Source organism: Geobacillus subterraneus (assembly GCF_001618685.1).
Lineage (GTDB): Bacteria > Bacillota > Bacilli > Bacillales > Anoxybacillaceae > Geobacillus > Geobacillus subterraneus.
The window spans coordinates 14,502-31,621 of the sequence record NZ_CP014342.1 but is presented as its reverse complement, the minus strand read 5'-3'; the positions used below and the strand labels follow the sequence as shown (position 1 = coordinate 31,621).

Below are 17,120 nucleotides of genomic sequence, written 5' to 3'. Positions count from 1 at the left end.
CCTTTACGTTGATGTTGGATTGCCCGAAGAAAAATACTTTCGCTGAAACGCCAATGCTACGTTGACAAGCGCCAGCATCACCGGCACTTCAATGAGCGGACCGATAACTGCCGCAAACGCCGCGCCCGAATGAATGCCAAACACCCCCACGGCGACGGCAATGGCCAGCTCAAAGTTGTTGCTTCCTGCCGTAAACGCGAGCGTCGTCGATACCGGGTAGCCGGCTCCCAATTTTTTCGCCAAAAAGAAGGAGACAAAAAACATGATGACAAAATAAAGCAGCAATGGAATCGCAATGCGCACAACATCGAGCGGCAAGCTGACGATCATATCGCCTTTGAGCGAAAACATCACCACGATCGTAAACAAAAGCGCAACAAGCGTCAGCGGGCTGATTTTCGGCACAAACACTGTTTCATACCATTGCCGCCCTTTCGCTTTCACAAGCACAAACCTTGTCGCCATGCCAGCGAGAAACGGGATGCCTAAGTAAATAAACACCGATTTCGCCACTTCCGCCATCGTGATCTCGACAACGGCTCCCTCAAGCCCAATCCATCCAGGAATGACCGTCACAAACACGTACGCATACAACGAGAAAAACAGCACTTGAAACAGTGAATTGAAGGCGACAAGTCCTGCTGCGTACTCGGTGTCACCGCGCGCCAAGTCATTCCAGACGATGACCATGGCGATGCAACGGGCAAGCCCGATTAAAATCAAGCCGATCATATACTCCGGCTTGTCAGGCAAAAAGACAATCGCCAAGATGAACATCAGCAGCGGGCCGATCACCCAGTTTTGCACGAGGGACAAGACGAGCACCTTCACATCTTTGAACACGCGCCCCATTTCCTCGTAGCGCACTTTCGCCAGCGGCGGATACATCATCAAAATCAAGCCAATCGCAATCGGAATCGAGGTCGTACCGACTTGCAGACGGTTCAAGCCATCCACCAGCCCAGGAGCCCAAATCCCGACTCCGATCCCGACCGCCATCGCGAGAAAAATCCATACCGTTAAAAAGCGGTCTAAAAACGACAACCGCTTCGGTTCACAACAATCCACCATCATTCACCTCGTCATTTAACATCAGCACCCGCAGCGGGCTGCAGGATTCGCTGTCTCGATTTTGCGAATGTTTTCCTCTTGATCCGGAACGTACGACAACACCGCTTGCAGCAGGGAGTAGTATTCGCTTTGCGGCCGGAGCGAATAATACACCCATTGCCCTCTCCGCTCCTCTTGGATCAGCCCGGCATCTTTTAACTTACGCAAATGCTGGCTGATCGCCGGCTGGCTTGACGAAAACACCTCAAGCAGCTCGCACACACAGCACTCCCGCTGATTCAAAATCGCCAAAATCGTCAGCCGCGTCGGATCGCCGAGCAGCTTCAACACCCGAGCGGCTGCTCCTATCTCCATTGCGAGTTGCGGCATATCACCCCTCCGTTCATCATCATATCATGATTTGCTTATATAAAAACGAACATCCATCATGAAACGGCCACGCCAACCAATGAAATGGTTTCCGTCAATCATTATATAATTAAGTACTTATATAAGTCAACCATGATGTATCGACAAAAGCAAGAAAAGCGGGCGTGCCGCATGTTTCCGCCGCACGCCCGCCAATGTCACTCCATCCGCTTTTTCGCCGCTGACAAAAGGTCGATCGCCTTCGTCCCGACCCCGACAAACGTCTCGAGAATCGCCTGCGCCCCGGCGATCGAAAAGATAAAAATCAACGGCATGGCGATCTTTGGGATGAATAAATACCCAAGCGCGAGAAAAACCGCGCTCCACACTCCCGCACACCAGTAACAGTTCAACAAATAGCCGAATTTCGATTTCGGCACTTTCTTGATTTCCGTACTCCCGTCTTCGTGTTGGATTGTCTCTTTTTTCATAAACGGATTGCGAATAAACTCCGTGATCTTATCAAAGACGATCAAGTGGGTGAACCGATAGCTGGCCAAAATGATCATGATGTACGTCATCCAGTCGAGTTCACGAAGCATGGCGAGTCCCTTTCTTTTGCGAGCTTTTCCTTTAGTATGAACCAAGAAGCGCTTCGTTATGAACCTATATATAGATGCAACGAAGAAGTCTAACACATCCTTGACGGAAAAGCGGTTTGTCCATTTTCGACTGTCGAAGGCAAGCCACAGGCTTGCCTCCGTCACACCAAGGCGTGACGGAAGACCGAACAACCGCCTGTTTCACAGACCTATATATGGGTCTGGAAGCGGCGTTGTTCGGTCGCCCAACAGTCGATCAAATACTCGGTAAAAGCTGCAAATGGTAAAGCTTCAAATTGCATCTATATAGCACCATGGGTTCTAAAAATAAAAAATCTTTTTTTTGACCCTGTTAAGGTGCGAAATGTGAAGTATAATATTGACAGGATGCTCATCGAACGATGCATCTATATATATACTCATTGAAAAGTTAACCTTCGTATAAGTGGTGCCCACTCCGGTTATACTGCTCCTAAGGAAAAGTATGGAAAAGGAGCAGAATTCTGCATGAAACGTCTCAAAATCACCAACGATCACGGATGGACACCTCGGACACTTCGCAAACAGGAACGGAAAATCAAAAACACCCTTCTTCGCCAACGGGTGATGGCGGTTCGCCTGGTCATGGAAGGCTATTTGGGCAAAGAGGTGGCCTCCATGGTCAACGTGTGCCGACAAACCGTTTCCCATTATGTGTCGCTGTTCAACGAAGGCGGTCTGGAGCTCTTGCTTCATCGGGATTTCGCCCCCGGGCGGGAGCCGTTTCTCACCGAAGAACAGCAGGAAGAGATCAAACAGCTTGTGTTGACCACCACTCCCGTGGAACTGGGCTGGGACGTCGCTTCGGCGTGGAACACCAAACTCCTGCAATCCTATGTCGAAAAGCACTTCGGTGTTTGCATTTCCCGCGAAGCGTTGCGAAAACTCCTGCACCGCAAAGGGCTGTCGTGGACACGGCCGACCTACACATTGGCGAAAGGTGATCCGGATCGACAAAAGAATTTTGAGAAACAGCTCGACTTCATAAAAAAAACTTAATGGATCCTGATTCGGTCTTGTTGTACCTTGATGAAACACATATCCGCTCTTACCATGTCTTGCGGTCCACATGGTCGGAAGTCGGCCGCCAAAAACAAGTGCCGACGTTCGGCCATCATGCCCACGTATCGCTGTTTGGCGCGGTCAACATCCACGATGGCGAAACGGTGCTTCATCAAACGACCGCTGCCAATGCCGCGACGTTCTTGGATTTCTTGAGAATGCTCAAAGAGCGCTATTTAGACCGTCTCATGGTCTTGGTGTTGGATAACGCCCGCATTCACCATGCCAAAATGGTCAAGGAGTTTTTGCGGGAAGAAGGGCAGTGTTTTCACTTTATTTACCTTCCTCCCTATTCGCCACAGCTGAACCCGATCGAACGCTTATGGAAATGGCTGAAAGATACGGTGATTGCCAATGTATTTCACAAGGATCGCAACGATATCATTCAAGCCATTACTCGGTTTGTCAACTACATCCACGAACGTCCGGAGGAAGTGCTGCAGCGCTTAGGGTGTGCAGGATGACTGAGAAGTTAACTCTTCATGTTGCATGTATATAGTTTGTGGTGTATTATGGATATTGTACCATTAACTTATAATTAATCTATATACAGGAAAGGAGAAGGATTTTTTTGAGGGCAGCAATTTATTATTCGTTATTTTTGATTCTAATGTTAGTTTTGACTGGATGCGGGAACAAGGAAGAAACAACAAAGACAAATGTAACACAAGCAACAGAAGAAAAGAGTGAAAGTGGTAAAAACGAAGAAAATGAGGATAGTAGTCAAGAAAAACCAGAAGAAAAGGAAGAAGGCTTTAAAATTCTTGAAACTGTACAGTTGTTTGGAGGGGGAACATTTAATATCGATAATCAAATTGAAGATGTACGTGACTATTATATAAGTGAAAAGGAAGATACGGTTTTTCTTTCTTTCGAGGATGTAAACCATTCTCACGTAGTAAATGGAACTAAAGATGGTTGGAAAAGCATATCAGTGGAAATAGAGGATACTCATCGTAGGAAGCTTAGAGGAGCATCAATTTTTAATCTAAACGAAGATGATGCGTTTGAATACGGTGAATGGAATAAAACTGATCTTAAATTCTATGAAATGTATGATAAGGTAGTTCCTGCTGATTCGCGTATTTATGACTTTGCAACCACTTCGGAAGGAGAAGCAATTATTGTCAACACAGGTGAGCAGGAATATTCAATATATACAGAACAATACTTACGTGGGTTCGGTGGGAATGATTCAGAAGAATCCGTCTTAAAATTCACGGATGTAAAAGATTTTTATGAGGCTGATGATGGTTTCGAATATGAACAATCGATTTATGTAGATATGGAAAAGAAAAGGTTATTTTTCGTTTATGGTAGTTCTATATATGTTATGGATTTGAGTACTGGTAAACCGTTATTTGAAGACGGAAAGCCAAAAAATATAACTACTGATGGGTATCAAGTCAAGATTATCGGAGATGGTTCTGGAAACCTTTATGTAGTTGGATATGGTGATTCTGTAAATATATCAGTTTACAATAGCGATTTAGATTTAGTTATGGGACCTTTTGAGGTACCAGTTACGGACCCAGAGGATGTTGCTGTGACTGTAACTGATGATGAGATACACATTTGGGATGTGCATACATATGAACTTGAACCGGCTTTGGAATTAGTTAGACTTTCTAAACCTTCCTTACAATAGGCCGTTATGTCTTTTTTGTTAGTGAATAGATGCCGTAGTGAATCAGATAAAACATAGGGTGTCCTCAAATTGTAGGGCACCCCTTTAAATTTGTTATTATAGCGTTATTTGCTTTCTTGATTCGCTAACCATTCAATAAAACTCACATTTCGCACCCTTCCGACGAAAATCGGGAGGATTTTTTTGCATCGATGTGGAATGAATCCTTGACACACAAGGAATGCAAAGGAGTTTGTCCACCATGGATGTTCAAATTTGTGAGATTTATGACAGTTCCTATTTGAATATAATAAGTGCCCTTTTCCAAGATCTTGACCTTCCCCAGCTCATCGATCGGCTGGTTCCGGTGGATCCCCAATGCCAAACCCGAACCAGCGATGCGGTCAAGCTGATCCTTCTGGATATCTTGAGCGGACGACAAGCACTCGTCCATTTGGAGCGATGGGCGCATGAGATCGATTTGTCGAAGCTGATCCGGCCGGGGCTGAAGCCTTCTTGGTTCAATGATGATGCGTTGGCTCGTCATCTCGACCGCCTGTATGAGGCGGATATTCACAAGGTGATCAGCACTTGCTTGATTCACATTTATCGGAAAGAAGGCCTTCCTCTCCAGGCCTTCCACGCCGATACGACGGACAAGACCGTTTACGGCGCGTATGAATCGGTCTCGTCAGAGGCCCTGCGGATCACGCATGGCTACAACCGGCATCATCGCTGGCAAAAACAGATCGGTTTCGGGCTGATCGGCAACGAGGATGGCATCCCGTTTTACGGCGATGTGCACGACGGCAACCTGCCGGACAAAACGTGGAATCCGGAGGTGCTGTCCCGTGTCCACGAACAGCTCAAACAAGCCAAGATTGAAGACGAATGGATTTACGTGGCCGATTCCGCCGCCATGACGAAAGACACTCTGGCGCAGACGAAAGCCGCCAACGCCTTTTTGATCACGAGAGGCCCATCGTCGCTCCGAATCGTCAAAGCTGCTCTGGCGGAAGCGGATGTCCAACCCGATCCAGCGTGGAGCGACCCCTTTACGCTGGCGGAGAAAAACGGTGCCACGTATCGGGTATGGGAAACGGCCTCGACGTATGAAGGCCATCCGGTTCGGCTGATCGTCGTCGAATCGAGCGCGCTCGACCAGCGAAAAGGAAAGACGCTCGACAAAGAGCGGACCAAAGAAGCGGAGCTTCTTCGCGAGGAACAAGCCCGTTGGGAACGCCACCCCTTCTCTTGTCGGGAAGACGCCGAACAAGCCTTGGCCTCCCTCAAGGCGTCCCTTCGCCCCCAGTTTCATCGGGTGGAAGCCGCAGTCGAAGAGATCGTGCGCCCGAAAAAACGGCGCGGACGACCGAAAAAAGGGGCGGAACCCGAGATGGAGACGCTGTATTTCGTGCGTCTTGGCGTCGAATTCGACCCAAATGCTTGGGAACAGGCGAGACGGAAAGCGTCCCGGTTTGTCCTCATTACGACCGTTCCGAAGGAATGGAAGGGTCAACCGATGGAGGCAAAAGAAATCTTGAAGTTGTATAAAGGCCAAATCTCCGTGGAGATGAACTTCTCTTTCTTGAAAGACCCGTTCTTTACGGATGAGATTTACGTCAAAAAACCAGAACGGGTGGCGGTATTGGGTTATTTGTTTCTGTTGGCCTTGGCCATTTACCGCGTCTTCCAGCGCCGGGTGCGTCAGTTCATCACCCCGGAACGCCCATTAAAGGGCGCCGGAGGCCGGAAACTGACCCGACCCACCGGGCAGGCGATTTTTCAGTTGTTTGAGTATGTGAAAGTCGTCCTCCTCAAGCTGCCGGATGGGCACATCCAACGCGCGTTAGGGAAACCGCTCACCCCTGATCAGCGAAGGATCCTGCAGGGATTGGGCATGGATGAGAGCATTTACGTGTAACGTCATACGGAACGACTAGCGATGGTAAAAAAAGGATTGCCATCGCTCGTTGTGTTGGTCGAAATGGTATTCTAAAAAACGAAATAAAAAATCCTTTCTTTCTACCCTGTTAGGGTGCGAAATGTGAGCCCTATCTTACGAAACGGCTCGAGATTCGTCGAGAGGAAGGGTTTGTGGGAACATCAACCATCTCCACTTTTGGTGTTAAGTAGAAAATCAGGAAGAAATTTGATCCGAAAACGGATGCCGCCTCTCGTTTGTCCACAGGTCTTGGATGATCGAGCCCACCCCCCGTCCCTCCAAGGTCTGCATCCACCAAACCGCCCGTTCTGTTCTTGCGTTCCCTACAGGGCCGATGATCCCCCACCTTCTCGCCGCCGCGTGATGCAAGCGAGAGAGATTCCGTAAAAATCGTCGGACATAAAACAAGATGACCTCCTTGGTGGGAAAAACAACCTGTTTGGTCTTCGCTCCTTGCCTTGGCGTTTCGAACCATGCTTTGACCGCTTGCCAAATAACCGATCGTGTATATTGAACATACGGGAGGAGGAAAGAAGGCAGCACACTCACGGTTTTGCGACACTCTTGACAGCGATATCGTGCGATCCAAAGGTGATACTCCCCCTCTGCCGTCAACGCATAGCGTTGGTAGTATCCGTGACGATGCAAGGGGCGGCGGGATGGACAGTGGGGGCATTGGTTCACGTCGGGAAAATCGTTCCCTTTCCCACGATCCGTATACGTTTGAATGTCAATGCCAAAGTCGTGAAACTGGATCACACTTCCTCCCCCTCATTGAAACGAATGGAAATCTTTGTCCGAAACAATTCACAAAAAATTTAGCACATTCCTTCAGAAAAGGGGAGAGGGCTTTCTGAAAGAATGTGCAAAAAAATGGGTGTTTTGTGCTGAAATAAAATGATAATTTACAATCAAGCTAAGGGCGTTGATTGTTTGCCAACTTGGTGTAAGTTCTTCCCTATTAATTCAATGTTTTAACAAACAGAACGAGCTCTTTGGCATTCTCCCATCAATGCATAAGCTACTAGCATAGCATTCTCGTAAAAACGTTCTTTATGGCAAAGAGCAGAGTTTCTAACAAGACGATTCTTAAGCCCACCACATTTCCGTTAATGTTTCTTTGAAAAGAATTTCTTTTAATAAGCTTACTGCTTTACTTAATCCTTCATCAATGGACGCAAGCATGTCTTCGTGTTCGATGGAAAGAACATAATCATATCCTACTGCACGTAGAGCACTAACAATATCTTTCCAAACTTTTTCATCATGACCATAGCCTACTGATCTGAATGTCCAGGCACGATCTAAAATGTTACTGTAATGTTTTGTATCTAATACACCATTCACACGAATATTCGCTTTATCCAAATACGTATCTTTCGCATGGAAATGGAAGATGGCATTTTCACGCCCCAGTTTTTTAATGGCTTCTACCGGATCAATGCCCTGCCATACTAAATGACTCGGATCAAAGTTGGCACCAATACTAGGTCCTACATGTTCCCTTAATTTTAATAAAGTCTCCGGATTATATACGACAAACCCCGGATGCATTTCAAATGCAATTTGATTAACTCCATGTAATTCCGCAAACTTCGCCTCTTCTTTCCAATACGGGATCACCACTTCATTCCATTGCCAGTCTAATACTTCTAAATATTCAGGAGGCCAAGAACATGTCACCCAATTCGGATATTTTGCATTTGGATGATCTCCAGGACATCCGGAGAAACCGTTAACAACAGATACGCCTAAACGTTCAGCCAACAGCACTGTTTTTCTCCATACTTCATGAGATTCAGCGGCAAACTTTTTGTTAGGATGAAGCGGATTTCCATGACAGCTTAGTGCACTAATTGTTAATCCTCTGCTTTCTATTGCACGCTGGAACTCCTTGATTTTTTCCGGATTTTCAAGCAGCTCATCCGGGTTACAATGACTGTTCCCCGGATAATTGCCAGTACCTAACTCGATGGCTTCAATGCCCATTTCACATATCTTATCAAGCATCTCTTCAAAAGCTAAATTTTGATAAAGTACTGTAAAAACACCTAATTTCATTGAAATACCTCCTGCCCTGTTTGTACTTTCACCCATCTTTTCTCCTCATTGCTTTTTAAAATTGCTTCAATCAACTGCATAATGTGGTGACCATCCTCAATCGTGGCAAACGATGTTGAGGATGGGTTCGGAGATGTTTTTACTGCTTGGTAAAAATCAATGAATAGATTTTTTAAGCCGTCTGGCCATCCTTCTTGATGTCCGCCAGGGTAGTGTGCGAGCGAAGCAGGGAAAGCTGATAATAATGAAGGATCACGTACAAGCTCTATATTCGCCTCATCACGTCTGCCAATCCACAATTTATTCGGTTCCTCTTGATTCCAATAAAGAGTACCTGATTTTGCAGCAATTTCAAACGTGAGACAATTTTTCCTGCCGGCGTTCACCTGTGATACGACAAATACACCATGAGTACCGTCTTCAAAATGAACCATCACACTTCCGCAGTCTTCACTGTCAACCTGTATTTCCTCAAACGCTTCCTGGCCTTTGCTTTTAAATGTTTCGACTTCTCCAATCGGTCGTTTTCGTATTGGATGTACAGTCTTTAAATCAGCAAATACTTCTACAATTTTCTTATTAAGAACATATTGAACGGTATCACACCAATGTGAGCCGATGTCAGCAATGGCACGGGACTTACCGTTTCTTTTCGTATCTAAACGCCAGTTGTAATCTGTATCATACAGAAGCCAGTCTTGAAGGTAAGTTCCATGAACAAAATGAACAGGTCCATATTCCCCTTTTTGAATGAGCTCCTTTGCTTGAGCGACCAGCGGATAATGCCGATAGTTAAAACATACTCCGGCTACTACATTTTTTGATTTAGCCAACTCCACTAATTCGCGTGACTCTTCACTCGTCATTGCCAGCGGTTTTTCCGATAGTAAATGCTTACCGGATTCTAACACTTTTTTATTGATATGATAGTGTAGATAGTTCGGAGTGCAGTTGTGAATCACATCAATTTCCGGATCACGAATTAAATCATCTACACTTCCATAAAATTTTGGAATCGCAAACTGCTCTGCTGTTTTTTTTGCCTTCTCTAACGTACTGGCACTGATCGCTGCCACTTCAATACCATTCAATCGTCTTAAAGCTTCTATATGCGATTTCGCAGAAAATCCCGTTCCAATAATTCCTACTTTGATGATCGACATATGCTTCCTCCTATTTCTTTAATGTTTTTCTTCCGAATGCTACAGCTAAAATAATGATTAATCCTTTCACAATCATTTGTTGACTAACATCAAGCCCCATTATGATTAAACCATTGTTAATCGTACCAATCATTAATGAACCAATGACTGTTCCAATAACTGTACCAACTCCGCCAAATAAACTTGTTCCACCAAGAATAACAGCTGCAATCACAGATAGTTCATCGCCTTCACCAAATGTATATCTCCCTGCGTGCATCCGCCCTGCATATAACATTCCAGCAAATCCAGCCATCAAACCGGATCCTACAAAGACTAAAAATTTAATTTTTGAGGTTTTCACACCTGAAAATTTTGCAGCCATCTCATTTCCGCCGGTTGCTAATGTTTGTCTTCCAAAAGCTGTCTTTTTCAAAATAATATGACCAATAATAGTAATAATGAGAGTCCAAATTAATAAAATAGGAATTGAGCCAATGTCACCCGAGCCAAATAAAAAATTAAACGTTGAATGAACAATTGGAACTGGTGCCGTACCTGTAATCCACATCGCTAATCCCTTTACAATTCCCATCATCCCTAGCGTTACAAGAAAAGAGGGGATTGCCACTTTGGTAATAAGAAGCCCATTGATGATTCCAATCGCCAGCCCCGTTCCTAATCCAGCAGCGATTCCTCCAAATAATCCAAGACCCGCTTGGAGTGCTAATGCAGCTGTTAACGAAGCTAATGCAGTAATTGAGCCGACAGAAAGGTCAATTTCACCCGTGCTGATAACAAAAGTCATCGCTACTCCCATAATCGAGATCATCGCGGTTTGTCGTGCGATATTTAATAAATTGGACGTTGTTAAAAATCCTTCATCATGTAAAGTAATAGAAAAATAGATGATAACACCAACGAACGCAATATATACAATATAATTTCGCCAATCAAATGCTTTTAATCGTTTGGCAGGACTTAAATTATTTTGTACCTTGGATGGCATGTTGGAGCACCTCCTCTGAATCAATCTCTTTTCTTTTCAACTCCTTAACAACTCTACCTTCATGAACTACAATGATTCGATCACTTACTGCGAGAAGCTCAGGAAGTTCTGAAGAAATGACTAATATTGATTTTCCACTATCCGCCAATTCACGAATAATATCAATAATCTCCGTTTTCGCCGCAATATCCACCCCAATAGTTGGTTCATCTAAAATCAAGATATCAGGGTTATTCGCTAACCATTTTGCTAAAACAATTTTTTGCTGGTTCCCTCCAGATAACAATCCAGCTGTTTTAAAAATATCATCCGTCTTAATATTTAGCCTTTCAACAAACTTTTCAGCTATCTTATTTGCCTTTCGCTCATCTAAAAAGACTCCTTTTTTTATTTTGGAAATAATAGGCAAAATAATATTTTCTTTTACACTATGTTGAAGTATGAGTCCTTGCATTCTTCGGTCTTCCGGAATAAGTGCGAGACCTGCAGCAATTGCATCAGTAGGACTTTTAATTGTATGTTTTTTCCCTTTTACAAAAATTTCTCCGCCATCTATTGGATCGATTCCAAAGATGGCGCGGACCATCTCCGATCTCCCGCTCCCCATTAATCCGGCAACACCAAGAATCTCCCCAGGATATAAACGAAAACTAATATCTTTTACTTTTGTTCCAGACGAGAGATTTTTTACTTCTAAAATAGGAGTTCCTTCAATCGAATAAAATCTTTCTTTCCATTCAAATGCTTTATCTAAATCAGCACCTACCATATGCTGAATTACTGTTTCCATAGTGATCTCGTCACAACTTTCAGTAGCAATTTTTTTGCCGTCACGTAAAATCGTAATTCGATCGCAAATTTGAAAGATTTCATCCATACGGTGTGATATATAAATAATGGAAATCCCTTTCTTTTTTAGCTTGTTTATAAAATTAAAAAGAATTTCTGTTTCTTTTTTAGTTAAGGATGAAGTTGGTTCATCCATGATTAAAATTTTTGCATTCTGTGATAAAGCTTTCGCAATTTCAGTCATTTGCCAATAACCTACACCAAGGTTTCCGATAATATCTGTTGGATTGATATCAACTTCCAATTCCTTCAATAATTCTTTTGTTTTTGCAATACATTCTTTATCATTAAGAATTCCAATTGCGTTTTTTGGTTCCCTCGTTAAAAATATATTCTGAGCAACAGTTAACGTCGGAACTAAGCTAAACTCTTGGAAAATCATTGATATATAATTTCTTTCCGCATCTTCCGTATTATTAATAGACACTTTTTTTCCTTCTATAAAAATTTCTCCTTCATCAGCTTGATAAACCCCTGTTAATATTTTCATCAATGTTGATTTTCCAGCACCGTTTCCTCCCATAAGGGCGTGAACTTCTCCTTTTCTTAGTGAGAAGCTTACGGAATCAAGAACCTTAATACCATTAAAAGATTTTGAAATTCCTTCCATAGATAGTAGAGGTTGCTCCATTATGATCACCTTCCTTTAATAGGAGGCTGTCTCATGAGGGTCTGACCTCACACAAGTTTCACAATATATCGTTCATTTATCCAATGTTATGTCTTGTGTTATGAGGTCTGATCCTAGGGATTTTGAGACAGCCTCAAAAACTTCTAATTTACATTCACCAATTTCTCAATCTAAATTTACCCAAACCCCTTTTTCAGCGGACTCTAAAATTGCGTCACAAATGACGGCAATACGATAACCATCATAGAAGTTTGGTGAGACCTCAGTATCTTCGACAATGGATTTTAAGAAATCATAAATTTCAATGATTTTTGTTTCTCCATATCCGATTCCTAATGCCGGAATTGGCCATAATCCCTCACCATATGGGTGTGCAGGTCCTGTATAAACTGTTCTGAATCCTTTACTGTCACTTGGGTCATCAGCAAAACATACTTGCAGTTCATCACGACGCTCATAGTTAAAATATAATGAACCTTTTTCACCATGAATTTCAAATGTTAAGAAGTTATTACGACCCCAAGCATTGCGGGTTGCTTCGATACTACCAATGGCACCGTTTTCAAATTTCAATAAAGTAGAAAATTCATCATCAACATCAACTACACCTTTAGGAGCATCTGATTCACCTTTTACTGTTCCTAATTTATCAACACCACTAGTTTGAATCGGTCTTTCCGGTACCCATGTTTTCGTAATAGCCATAACTTCTGAAATTTCACCTACAAGATAGCGGGCGAAATCAATAACATGTGTTCCAATATCACCTAATGCACCAGAACCGGCTACTTTTTTCTGGAAACGCCATGATAATGGTGAATTAGGATCTGCTGACCAATCTTGCAAATAAGTTCCACGGAAATTAAGGATTTTACCAATTCTTCCCTCTTCAATATATTTTTTAGCAAGAGCAACAGCCGGTGTTCTTCTGTAGTTGAAAGCAACCATATGTTTGACCCCAGCTTCTCTCACTGCATCCCACATCTTCTTTGCTTCTTCGGCATTTCTTGCTAACGGTTTTTCACAAATAATATGCTTTCCAGCTTTCGCAGCTGCAATAGCGATTTCCGCATGCGAATCATTCGGTGTTACGATATCAATAATATCAATACTTGGATCCTCTACGACTTTTCTCCAATCAGAAGTATAGTTCTCATAACCGAAACGTTGGGCAGCTTCTTTTGCTAATTCTTCTGTTACATCTACTATTGTTTTACGATACGGAATTCCAGGAGCAGGCTAGAAGAACATAGGCATCCCCGCATATGAAAGCGAATGCGCTTTCCCCATAAATCCAGCACCGATCATTGCTATGTTAAACTTTTTCATATTTGTAACCTCCCTATTAATCTCAAAAAATTATTTTGCTGCATTTTGAATAGATTCAGGAGCATCTTTATGATAGACAAGCTTCCATGCATCCAGCACATTTTCTTCTGTCACTTTTAATGCTGGAACCGCCACATAAGCTGGAGCCTGTTTCCCAAGCAAAGCATAACCAGCTAAAATCGCCTCTGCGATCCCTTGGTCATACGGTAACTGTGCCCCTAGTCCTTTCACAATACCACCAGAAGCGATTTCTAATGCAACATTTGTCCCTAAATCAATTGTTGTAATAACTAAATCATCACGTCCTGCTGTACGTGCAGCTGCTAATGCACCTTCGGCAGGTACGTCCCAAACTACAAAAATACCATCTAAATCCGGATGTTTCGTTAACATACCAGAAGCTACTTTCTCACCATCATTAGGGGCTGTAATACCACCTCGCGCTACAATTTTAATATCTGGATACTTTTCTTTTATCGTCTTTTCAAACGCCTCTGTTCTCTGTTTGGTTACGAAGAAGTCTGCATCATGGAAAATAACACCAACTTTCCCTTTTCCACCAAGCTTTTCTGCCATAATTTCTGCGGCCACAACACCATTTCCATAGTTATCTGCCGAGACAACACTCACATAATCTTTACCTGCTTCTAATCCTTGTGGAGCATTATCCATAAATACTAACTTCACACCTGCGTCCGCCGCTTTTTTGTATGCGCTAGCGGTAGAAACAGGGTCAACCGGAATACTTACTATAATATCAGGATCCTTTGCCAGTACGGTTTCAATATCTGAAACTTGTTTTTCCGCCTTAAAATTGGCATCGGTCACCGCTACTACCTCAATACCCATTCTTTTAAACGCTGCTTTTAGACCATCAATTTGAGCCGTTGACCAGTCATTACCTGCATAATGCATAACAATTGCCGCTTTATAGTTCCCTTCTTTAATTTTGTTAACTTCCTCTTCAGTTAGTTGTAACGTTTTTGCTGAAACAGCTGTTTCTCCATGCGGACCTTTACTTAAGATTTCTTGATCACCGGAGATATCTGGATTAATTGTAATTGGCCCTGAAGCAGTATTTTCTGCTACCTCTGTAGTTTCTGTATTCCCTGTTTCTGATGACCCATCAGAAGAATTTGAATCACTTTCTTTTTGATTACACCCAGTAAGCACAAGGATACTAATAAAAAGAACCGTTACTAACATCATGAAAATTTTTCTCATATACCCATCCCCTTTTCTTGAAATACTAGCCTATTTTAGAGACCCAAACTCTTTAAAAAGTCCCGGCTAATTTCCGCACCTTTTTTTGGATCTGGATAGCTGTCTAATTCTACAGTAATCCATCCGTCATAATGAAATTCTTCTAATGCTTTCATCATTTCAGCAAAATTTTGATGACCTTTCCCTAATGGTAAAAATTCTCCATTGTCGTAATCTTTAAAATGAACGTATTTAATCCGAGAAGCGTATTTTTTTATAACATCGACCGGATTACCACCTCCCGCCTCTATATGTGCAGTATCAGGACATAGATTAATAGACGTTAATGCCATTAACTTATCTAATTGTTCAGGGGACTCGACTATTGTTCCTAAATGAGGATGATAGCTTGGAATTAAATCATATTTTTCTGCAATCGCTACAACTTTATCAAGGGCACGACCTAAATCTACGTAATCGTTTTCCAAAATGCCATTCGTTCGAATTGCCCCACCCCCAACAACTAGATGTTTTGCACCTAATTCAGAAGCAAAAGCAGCTACTTTTTCAATTTTTAATAATTCTTCCTCTAAAACATCTGGAAAAATAAAATTTCCACCTGAATAAACTGCTATAAAGTCTAAAGAATATTGATCCATTAATGCTTTAAACTCTTCCTTATTATCTATATACTGCATGAGATTTCCATCAAAGATTTCAAACCCTTTATATCCGGATGCAGCAATATCTTTTAATGCTTCCTCTGTTGAGCCATTTGCGAGGTAGTAAAGATCCTTAACGGACGTAACTCCTGCAGGATGACCAACTACGCCTCCCCAAGTATTAGTTTGATAGCCTAACTTCATTTTTCTCCCTCCATTCAATTTTTTTATTATTTAGCAACATAACATCTTCATTTGCAGAATTTCATCACCTCCAATTAATGTAATCGATTATATTTAATGTTTTATTATTATAGTCAAAGTAGAAATCTAAATAAACCTTTTTCATGCATAAACCGGAAATAAAATTTTTTATTTATAAAACATTTTAAATGTAATCCATTACATTTTTTTGAAAGAAGTATCATTTTCACGTGTATTTTTTACAAGTCTCACGAATAACGAGTTGATCCTCTAATATATATTGACTCTTTTCTAATTCATCTTTATTAATGAGCTTTATTAATAACTCCATCGCTTTTTTGCCTATTTCAAACATCGGCTGTGAAATTGTGGTTAGCGCTGGTTCGTAGATCGATGCAAACTGTATATCATCAAATCCAACAACCGAAATATCATCAGGCACACGCAACCCCTTGGATTTGATTGCTTTTATCGCCCCGATAGCCATTTCGTCGTTAGAAGCGAAAACGGCTGTCGGAGGCTGGTCAAGTGCTAAAAATTTCATCATCATGTTATAACCGCTTTCAAAAGAAAAATCGCCCTCTTGCACTAAAAATGATTCTACTGGAATACCATGTTGCGCCATAGCTTGCCGAAATCCTTTTAATCGATCGCGGCTCAATATAACATTTAGAGGTCCGGATATAAAACCAATTCTTCGATGCCCTAAATGGATTAAGTATTCTGTAGCTTTTCTTGCGCTGCTAATATTATCTATGGAAACAGTTGGAATTGTAGATCCTTCCAAGTACTCACACGCAAGAACAACAGGAAATTCACTAGCAATCTCTTCTAATACGTGTGATTCAAGCCTTGCCGTCAGCAGAATCATTCCATCTGCTTTTCTCTGGCGCAATATATTTAAATACCCACTTTCGCGCTCTATATTATTACCAGTGTCCCCAAGAAGGACTTCGTAATCGTTTTCAATTGCCACATGTTCTATTCCTCTCAATACCTTTGAGAAAAACGTGTTCGTAATATCTGGCACTACAACAAGTATTGTTTTTGTTTCTAATTTTCTTAGTTGTCTTGCTAACATGTTCGGCTGATAATTAAGTTTTCGTATTGCTTCCAGTACTTTTTCTGTCGTTTCTTTTTTCACGTTTCCAGAATTGCTTAGAACTCTGGAAACAGTGGCGGTAGAAACGTTGGCTAATTTTGCTACATCGCTAATCCTTACCATTACCTATCTCCATTCTTTATGTTTGTCCTGAAATTATTGTAATCGATTACATTTTCAATTGCAACTATTTTTTTTTATTTTTTTATTTTTTCAATCTGCGTGACCATCATT

15 protein-coding genes and 1 pseudogene are annotated in these 17,120 nt (G+C 42.3%); 4 read left to right on the top strand and 12 right to left on the bottom strand.

Annotated elements, in window-relative coordinates; translation table 11 throughout:
- Positions 1 to 3: 3 nt before the first annotated feature.
- The 3 genes from arsB to GS3922_RS00130 all read right to left on the bottom strand — a co-directional run bounded on the left by arsB (position 4) and on the right by GS3922_RS00130 (position 2,021).
- A complete protein-coding gene (arsB, locus tag GS3922_RS00140) occupies positions 4 to 1,071 on the bottom strand; it encodes an ACR3 family arsenite efflux transporter (protein ID WP_172796442.1) in 1,068 nt (355 codons plus the stop codon).
- Positions 1,072 to 1,092: 21 nt separating this feature from the next.
- A complete protein-coding gene (locus GS3922_RS00135) occupies positions 1,093 to 1,440 on the bottom strand; it encodes an ArsR/SmtB family transcription factor (RefSeq protein ID WP_033011370.1) in 348 nt (115 codons plus the stop codon).
- Positions 1,441 to 1,637: 197 nt separating this feature from the next.
- On the bottom strand, positions 1,638 to 2,021 hold the full coding sequence (locus tag GS3922_RS00130) for a DUF1360 domain-containing protein (protein ID WP_063164666.1): 384 nt from the start codon (positions 2,019 to 2,021) through the stop codon (positions 1,638 to 1,640).
- A gap of 624 nt (positions 2,022 to 2,645) precedes the next feature.
- Here GS3922_RS00130 and GS3922_RS00125 point away from each other — a divergent pair.
- The 4 genes from GS3922_RS00125 (at position 2,646) to GS3922_RS00110 (ending at position 6,673) form a co-directional block, all read left to right on the top strand.
- Positions 2,646 to 3,059: a winged helix-turn-helix domain-containing protein gene (locus GS3922_RS00125; RefSeq protein WP_082828108.1), complete on the top strand. Its 414-nt coding sequence runs from the start codon at positions 2,646 to 2,648 to the stop codon at positions 3,057 to 3,059.
- Complete coding sequence (locus GS3922_RS00120; RefSeq protein ID WP_063164664.1) at positions 3,059 to 3,586, top strand: IS630 family transposase; 528 nt, start codon at positions 3,059 to 3,061, stop codon at positions 3,584 to 3,586. The genes GS3922_RS00125 and GS3922_RS00120 overlap by 1 nt, the downstream gene beginning before the upstream one ends.
- 107 nt (positions 3,587 to 3,693) lie before the next feature.
- A complete protein-coding gene (locus GS3922_RS00115) occupies positions 3,694 to 4,770 on the top strand; it encodes a hypothetical protein (RefSeq protein WP_063164663.1) in 1,077 nt (358 codons plus the stop codon).
- Between the two features lie 241 nt (positions 4,771 to 5,011).
- Complete coding sequence (locus GS3922_RS00110) at positions 5,012 to 6,673, top strand: IS1634 family transposase (protein WP_063164662.1); 1,662 nt, start codon at positions 5,012 to 5,014, stop codon at positions 6,671 to 6,673.
- A gap of 216 nt (positions 6,674 to 6,889) precedes the next feature.
- Here GS3922_RS00110 and GS3922_RS18045 read toward each other — a convergent pair whose 3' ends face one another.
- The 9 genes and pseudogenes from GS3922_RS18045 to GS3922_RS00065 form a co-directional block, all read right to left on the bottom strand.
- Entirely contained in the window at positions 6,890 to 7,453 is a 564-nt protein-coding gene (locus tag GS3922_RS18045) for a DUF6431 domain-containing protein (protein WP_063164661.1), read from the bottom strand.
- 330 nt (positions 7,454 to 7,783) lie between these two features.
- Entirely contained in the window at positions 7,784 to 8,755 is a 972-nt protein-coding gene (locus tag GS3922_RS00100; protein ID WP_063164660.1) for a sugar phosphate isomerase/epimerase family protein, read from the bottom strand.
- Positions 8,752 to 9,918 carry a Gfo/Idh/MocA family protein gene (locus GS3922_RS00095; protein ID WP_063164659.1) on the bottom strand — a complete coding sequence of 389 codons (1,167 nt, stop codon included), beginning with the start codon at positions 9,916 to 9,918 and terminating at the stop codon, positions 8,752 to 8,754. Before GS3922_RS00095 ends, GS3922_RS00100 begins: the two co-directional genes overlap by 4 nt.
- A gap of 10 nt (positions 9,919 to 9,928) precedes the next feature.
- Positions 9,929 to 10,906, bottom strand: coding sequence for an ABC transporter permease (locus GS3922_RS00090; protein ID WP_063164658.1), 978 nt, complete (start codon positions 10,904 to 10,906; stop codon positions 9,929 to 9,931).
- Positions 10,884 to 12,386: a sugar ABC transporter ATP-binding protein gene (locus GS3922_RS00085; protein WP_063164657.1), complete on the bottom strand. Its 1,503-nt coding sequence runs from the start codon at positions 12,384 to 12,386 to the stop codon at positions 10,884 to 10,886. The genes GS3922_RS00090 and GS3922_RS00085 overlap by 23 nt, the downstream gene beginning before the upstream one ends.
- A gap of 165 nt (positions 12,387 to 12,551) precedes the next feature.
- A pseudogene (locus tag GS3922_RS00080) lies at positions 12,552 to 13,715 on the bottom strand (levoglucosan dehydrogenase).
- A gap of 30 nt (positions 13,716 to 13,745) precedes the next feature.
- A complete protein-coding gene (locus GS3922_RS00075) occupies positions 13,746 to 14,939 on the bottom strand; it encodes a substrate-binding domain-containing protein (RefSeq protein WP_063164656.1) in 1,194 nt (397 codons plus the stop codon).
- A 35-nt stretch (positions 14,940 to 14,974) separates the two neighbouring features.
- Positions 14,975 to 15,784: a sugar phosphate isomerase/epimerase family protein gene (locus tag GS3922_RS00070; protein ID WP_063164655.1), complete on the bottom strand. Its 810-nt coding sequence runs from the start codon at positions 15,782 to 15,784 to the stop codon at positions 14,975 to 14,977.
- Between the two features lie 226 nt (positions 15,785 to 16,010).
- Positions 16,011 to 17,009: a LacI family DNA-binding transcriptional regulator gene (locus GS3922_RS00065; protein WP_063164654.1), complete on the bottom strand. Its 999-nt coding sequence runs from the start codon at positions 17,007 to 17,009 to the stop codon at positions 16,011 to 16,013.
- Between the last annotated feature and the right edge of the window lie 111 nt (positions 17,010 to 17,120).

Excerpts from the sequence above, each read along its gene's own strand:
- GS3922_RS00130 (WP_063164666.1), bottom strand. The coding sequence starts at position 2,021 with ATGCTTCGTGAACTCGACTGGATGACGTACATCATGATCATTTTGGCC.
- GS3922_RS00125 (WP_082828108.1), top strand. The coding sequence starts at position 2,646 with ATGGAAGGCTATTTGGGCAAAGAGGTGGCCTCCATGGTCAACGTGTGC.
- GS3922_RS00135 (WP_033011370.1), bottom strand. The coding sequence starts at position 1,440 with ATGCCGCAACTCGCAATGGAGATAGGAGCAGCCGCTCGGGTGTTGAAG.
- GS3922_RS00090 (WP_063164658.1), bottom strand. The coding sequence starts at position 10,906 with ATGCCATCCAAGGTACAAAATAATTTAAGTCCTGCCAAACGATTAAAA.
- GS3922_RS00075 (WP_063164656.1), bottom strand. The coding sequence starts at position 14,939 with ATGAGAAAAATTTTCATGATGTTAGTAACGGTTCTTTTTATTAGTATC.
- GS3922_RS00070 (WP_063164655.1), bottom strand. The coding sequence starts at position 15,784 with ATGAAGTTAGGCTATCAAACTAATACTTGGGGAGGCGTAGTTGGTCAT.
- GS3922_RS00110 (WP_063164662.1), top strand. The coding sequence starts at position 5,012 with ATGGATGTTCAAATTTGTGAGATTTATGACAGTTCCTATTTGAATATA.
- GS3922_RS00085 (WP_063164657.1), bottom strand. The coding sequence starts at position 12,386 with ATGGAGCAACCTCTACTATCTATGGAAGGAATTTCAAAATCTTTTAAT.
- GS3922_RS00120 (WP_063164664.1), top strand. The coding sequence starts at position 3,059 with ATGGATCCTGATTCGGTCTTGTTGTACCTTGATGAAACACATATCCGC.
- GS3922_RS00100 (WP_063164660.1), bottom strand. The coding sequence starts at position 8,755 with ATGAAATTAGGTGTTTTTACAGTACTTTATCAAAATTTAGCTTTTGAA.
- arsB (WP_172796442.1), bottom strand. The coding sequence starts at position 1,071 with ATGGTGGATTGTTGTGAACCGAAGCGGTTGTCGTTTTTAGACCGCTTT.
- GS3922_RS00065 (WP_063164654.1), bottom strand. The coding sequence starts at position 17,009 with ATGGTAAGGATTAGCGATGTAGCAAAATTAGCCAACGTTTCTACCGCC.
- GS3922_RS00095 (WP_063164659.1), bottom strand. The coding sequence starts at position 9,918 with ATGTCGATCATCAAAGTAGGAATTATTGGAACGGGATTTTCTGCGAAA.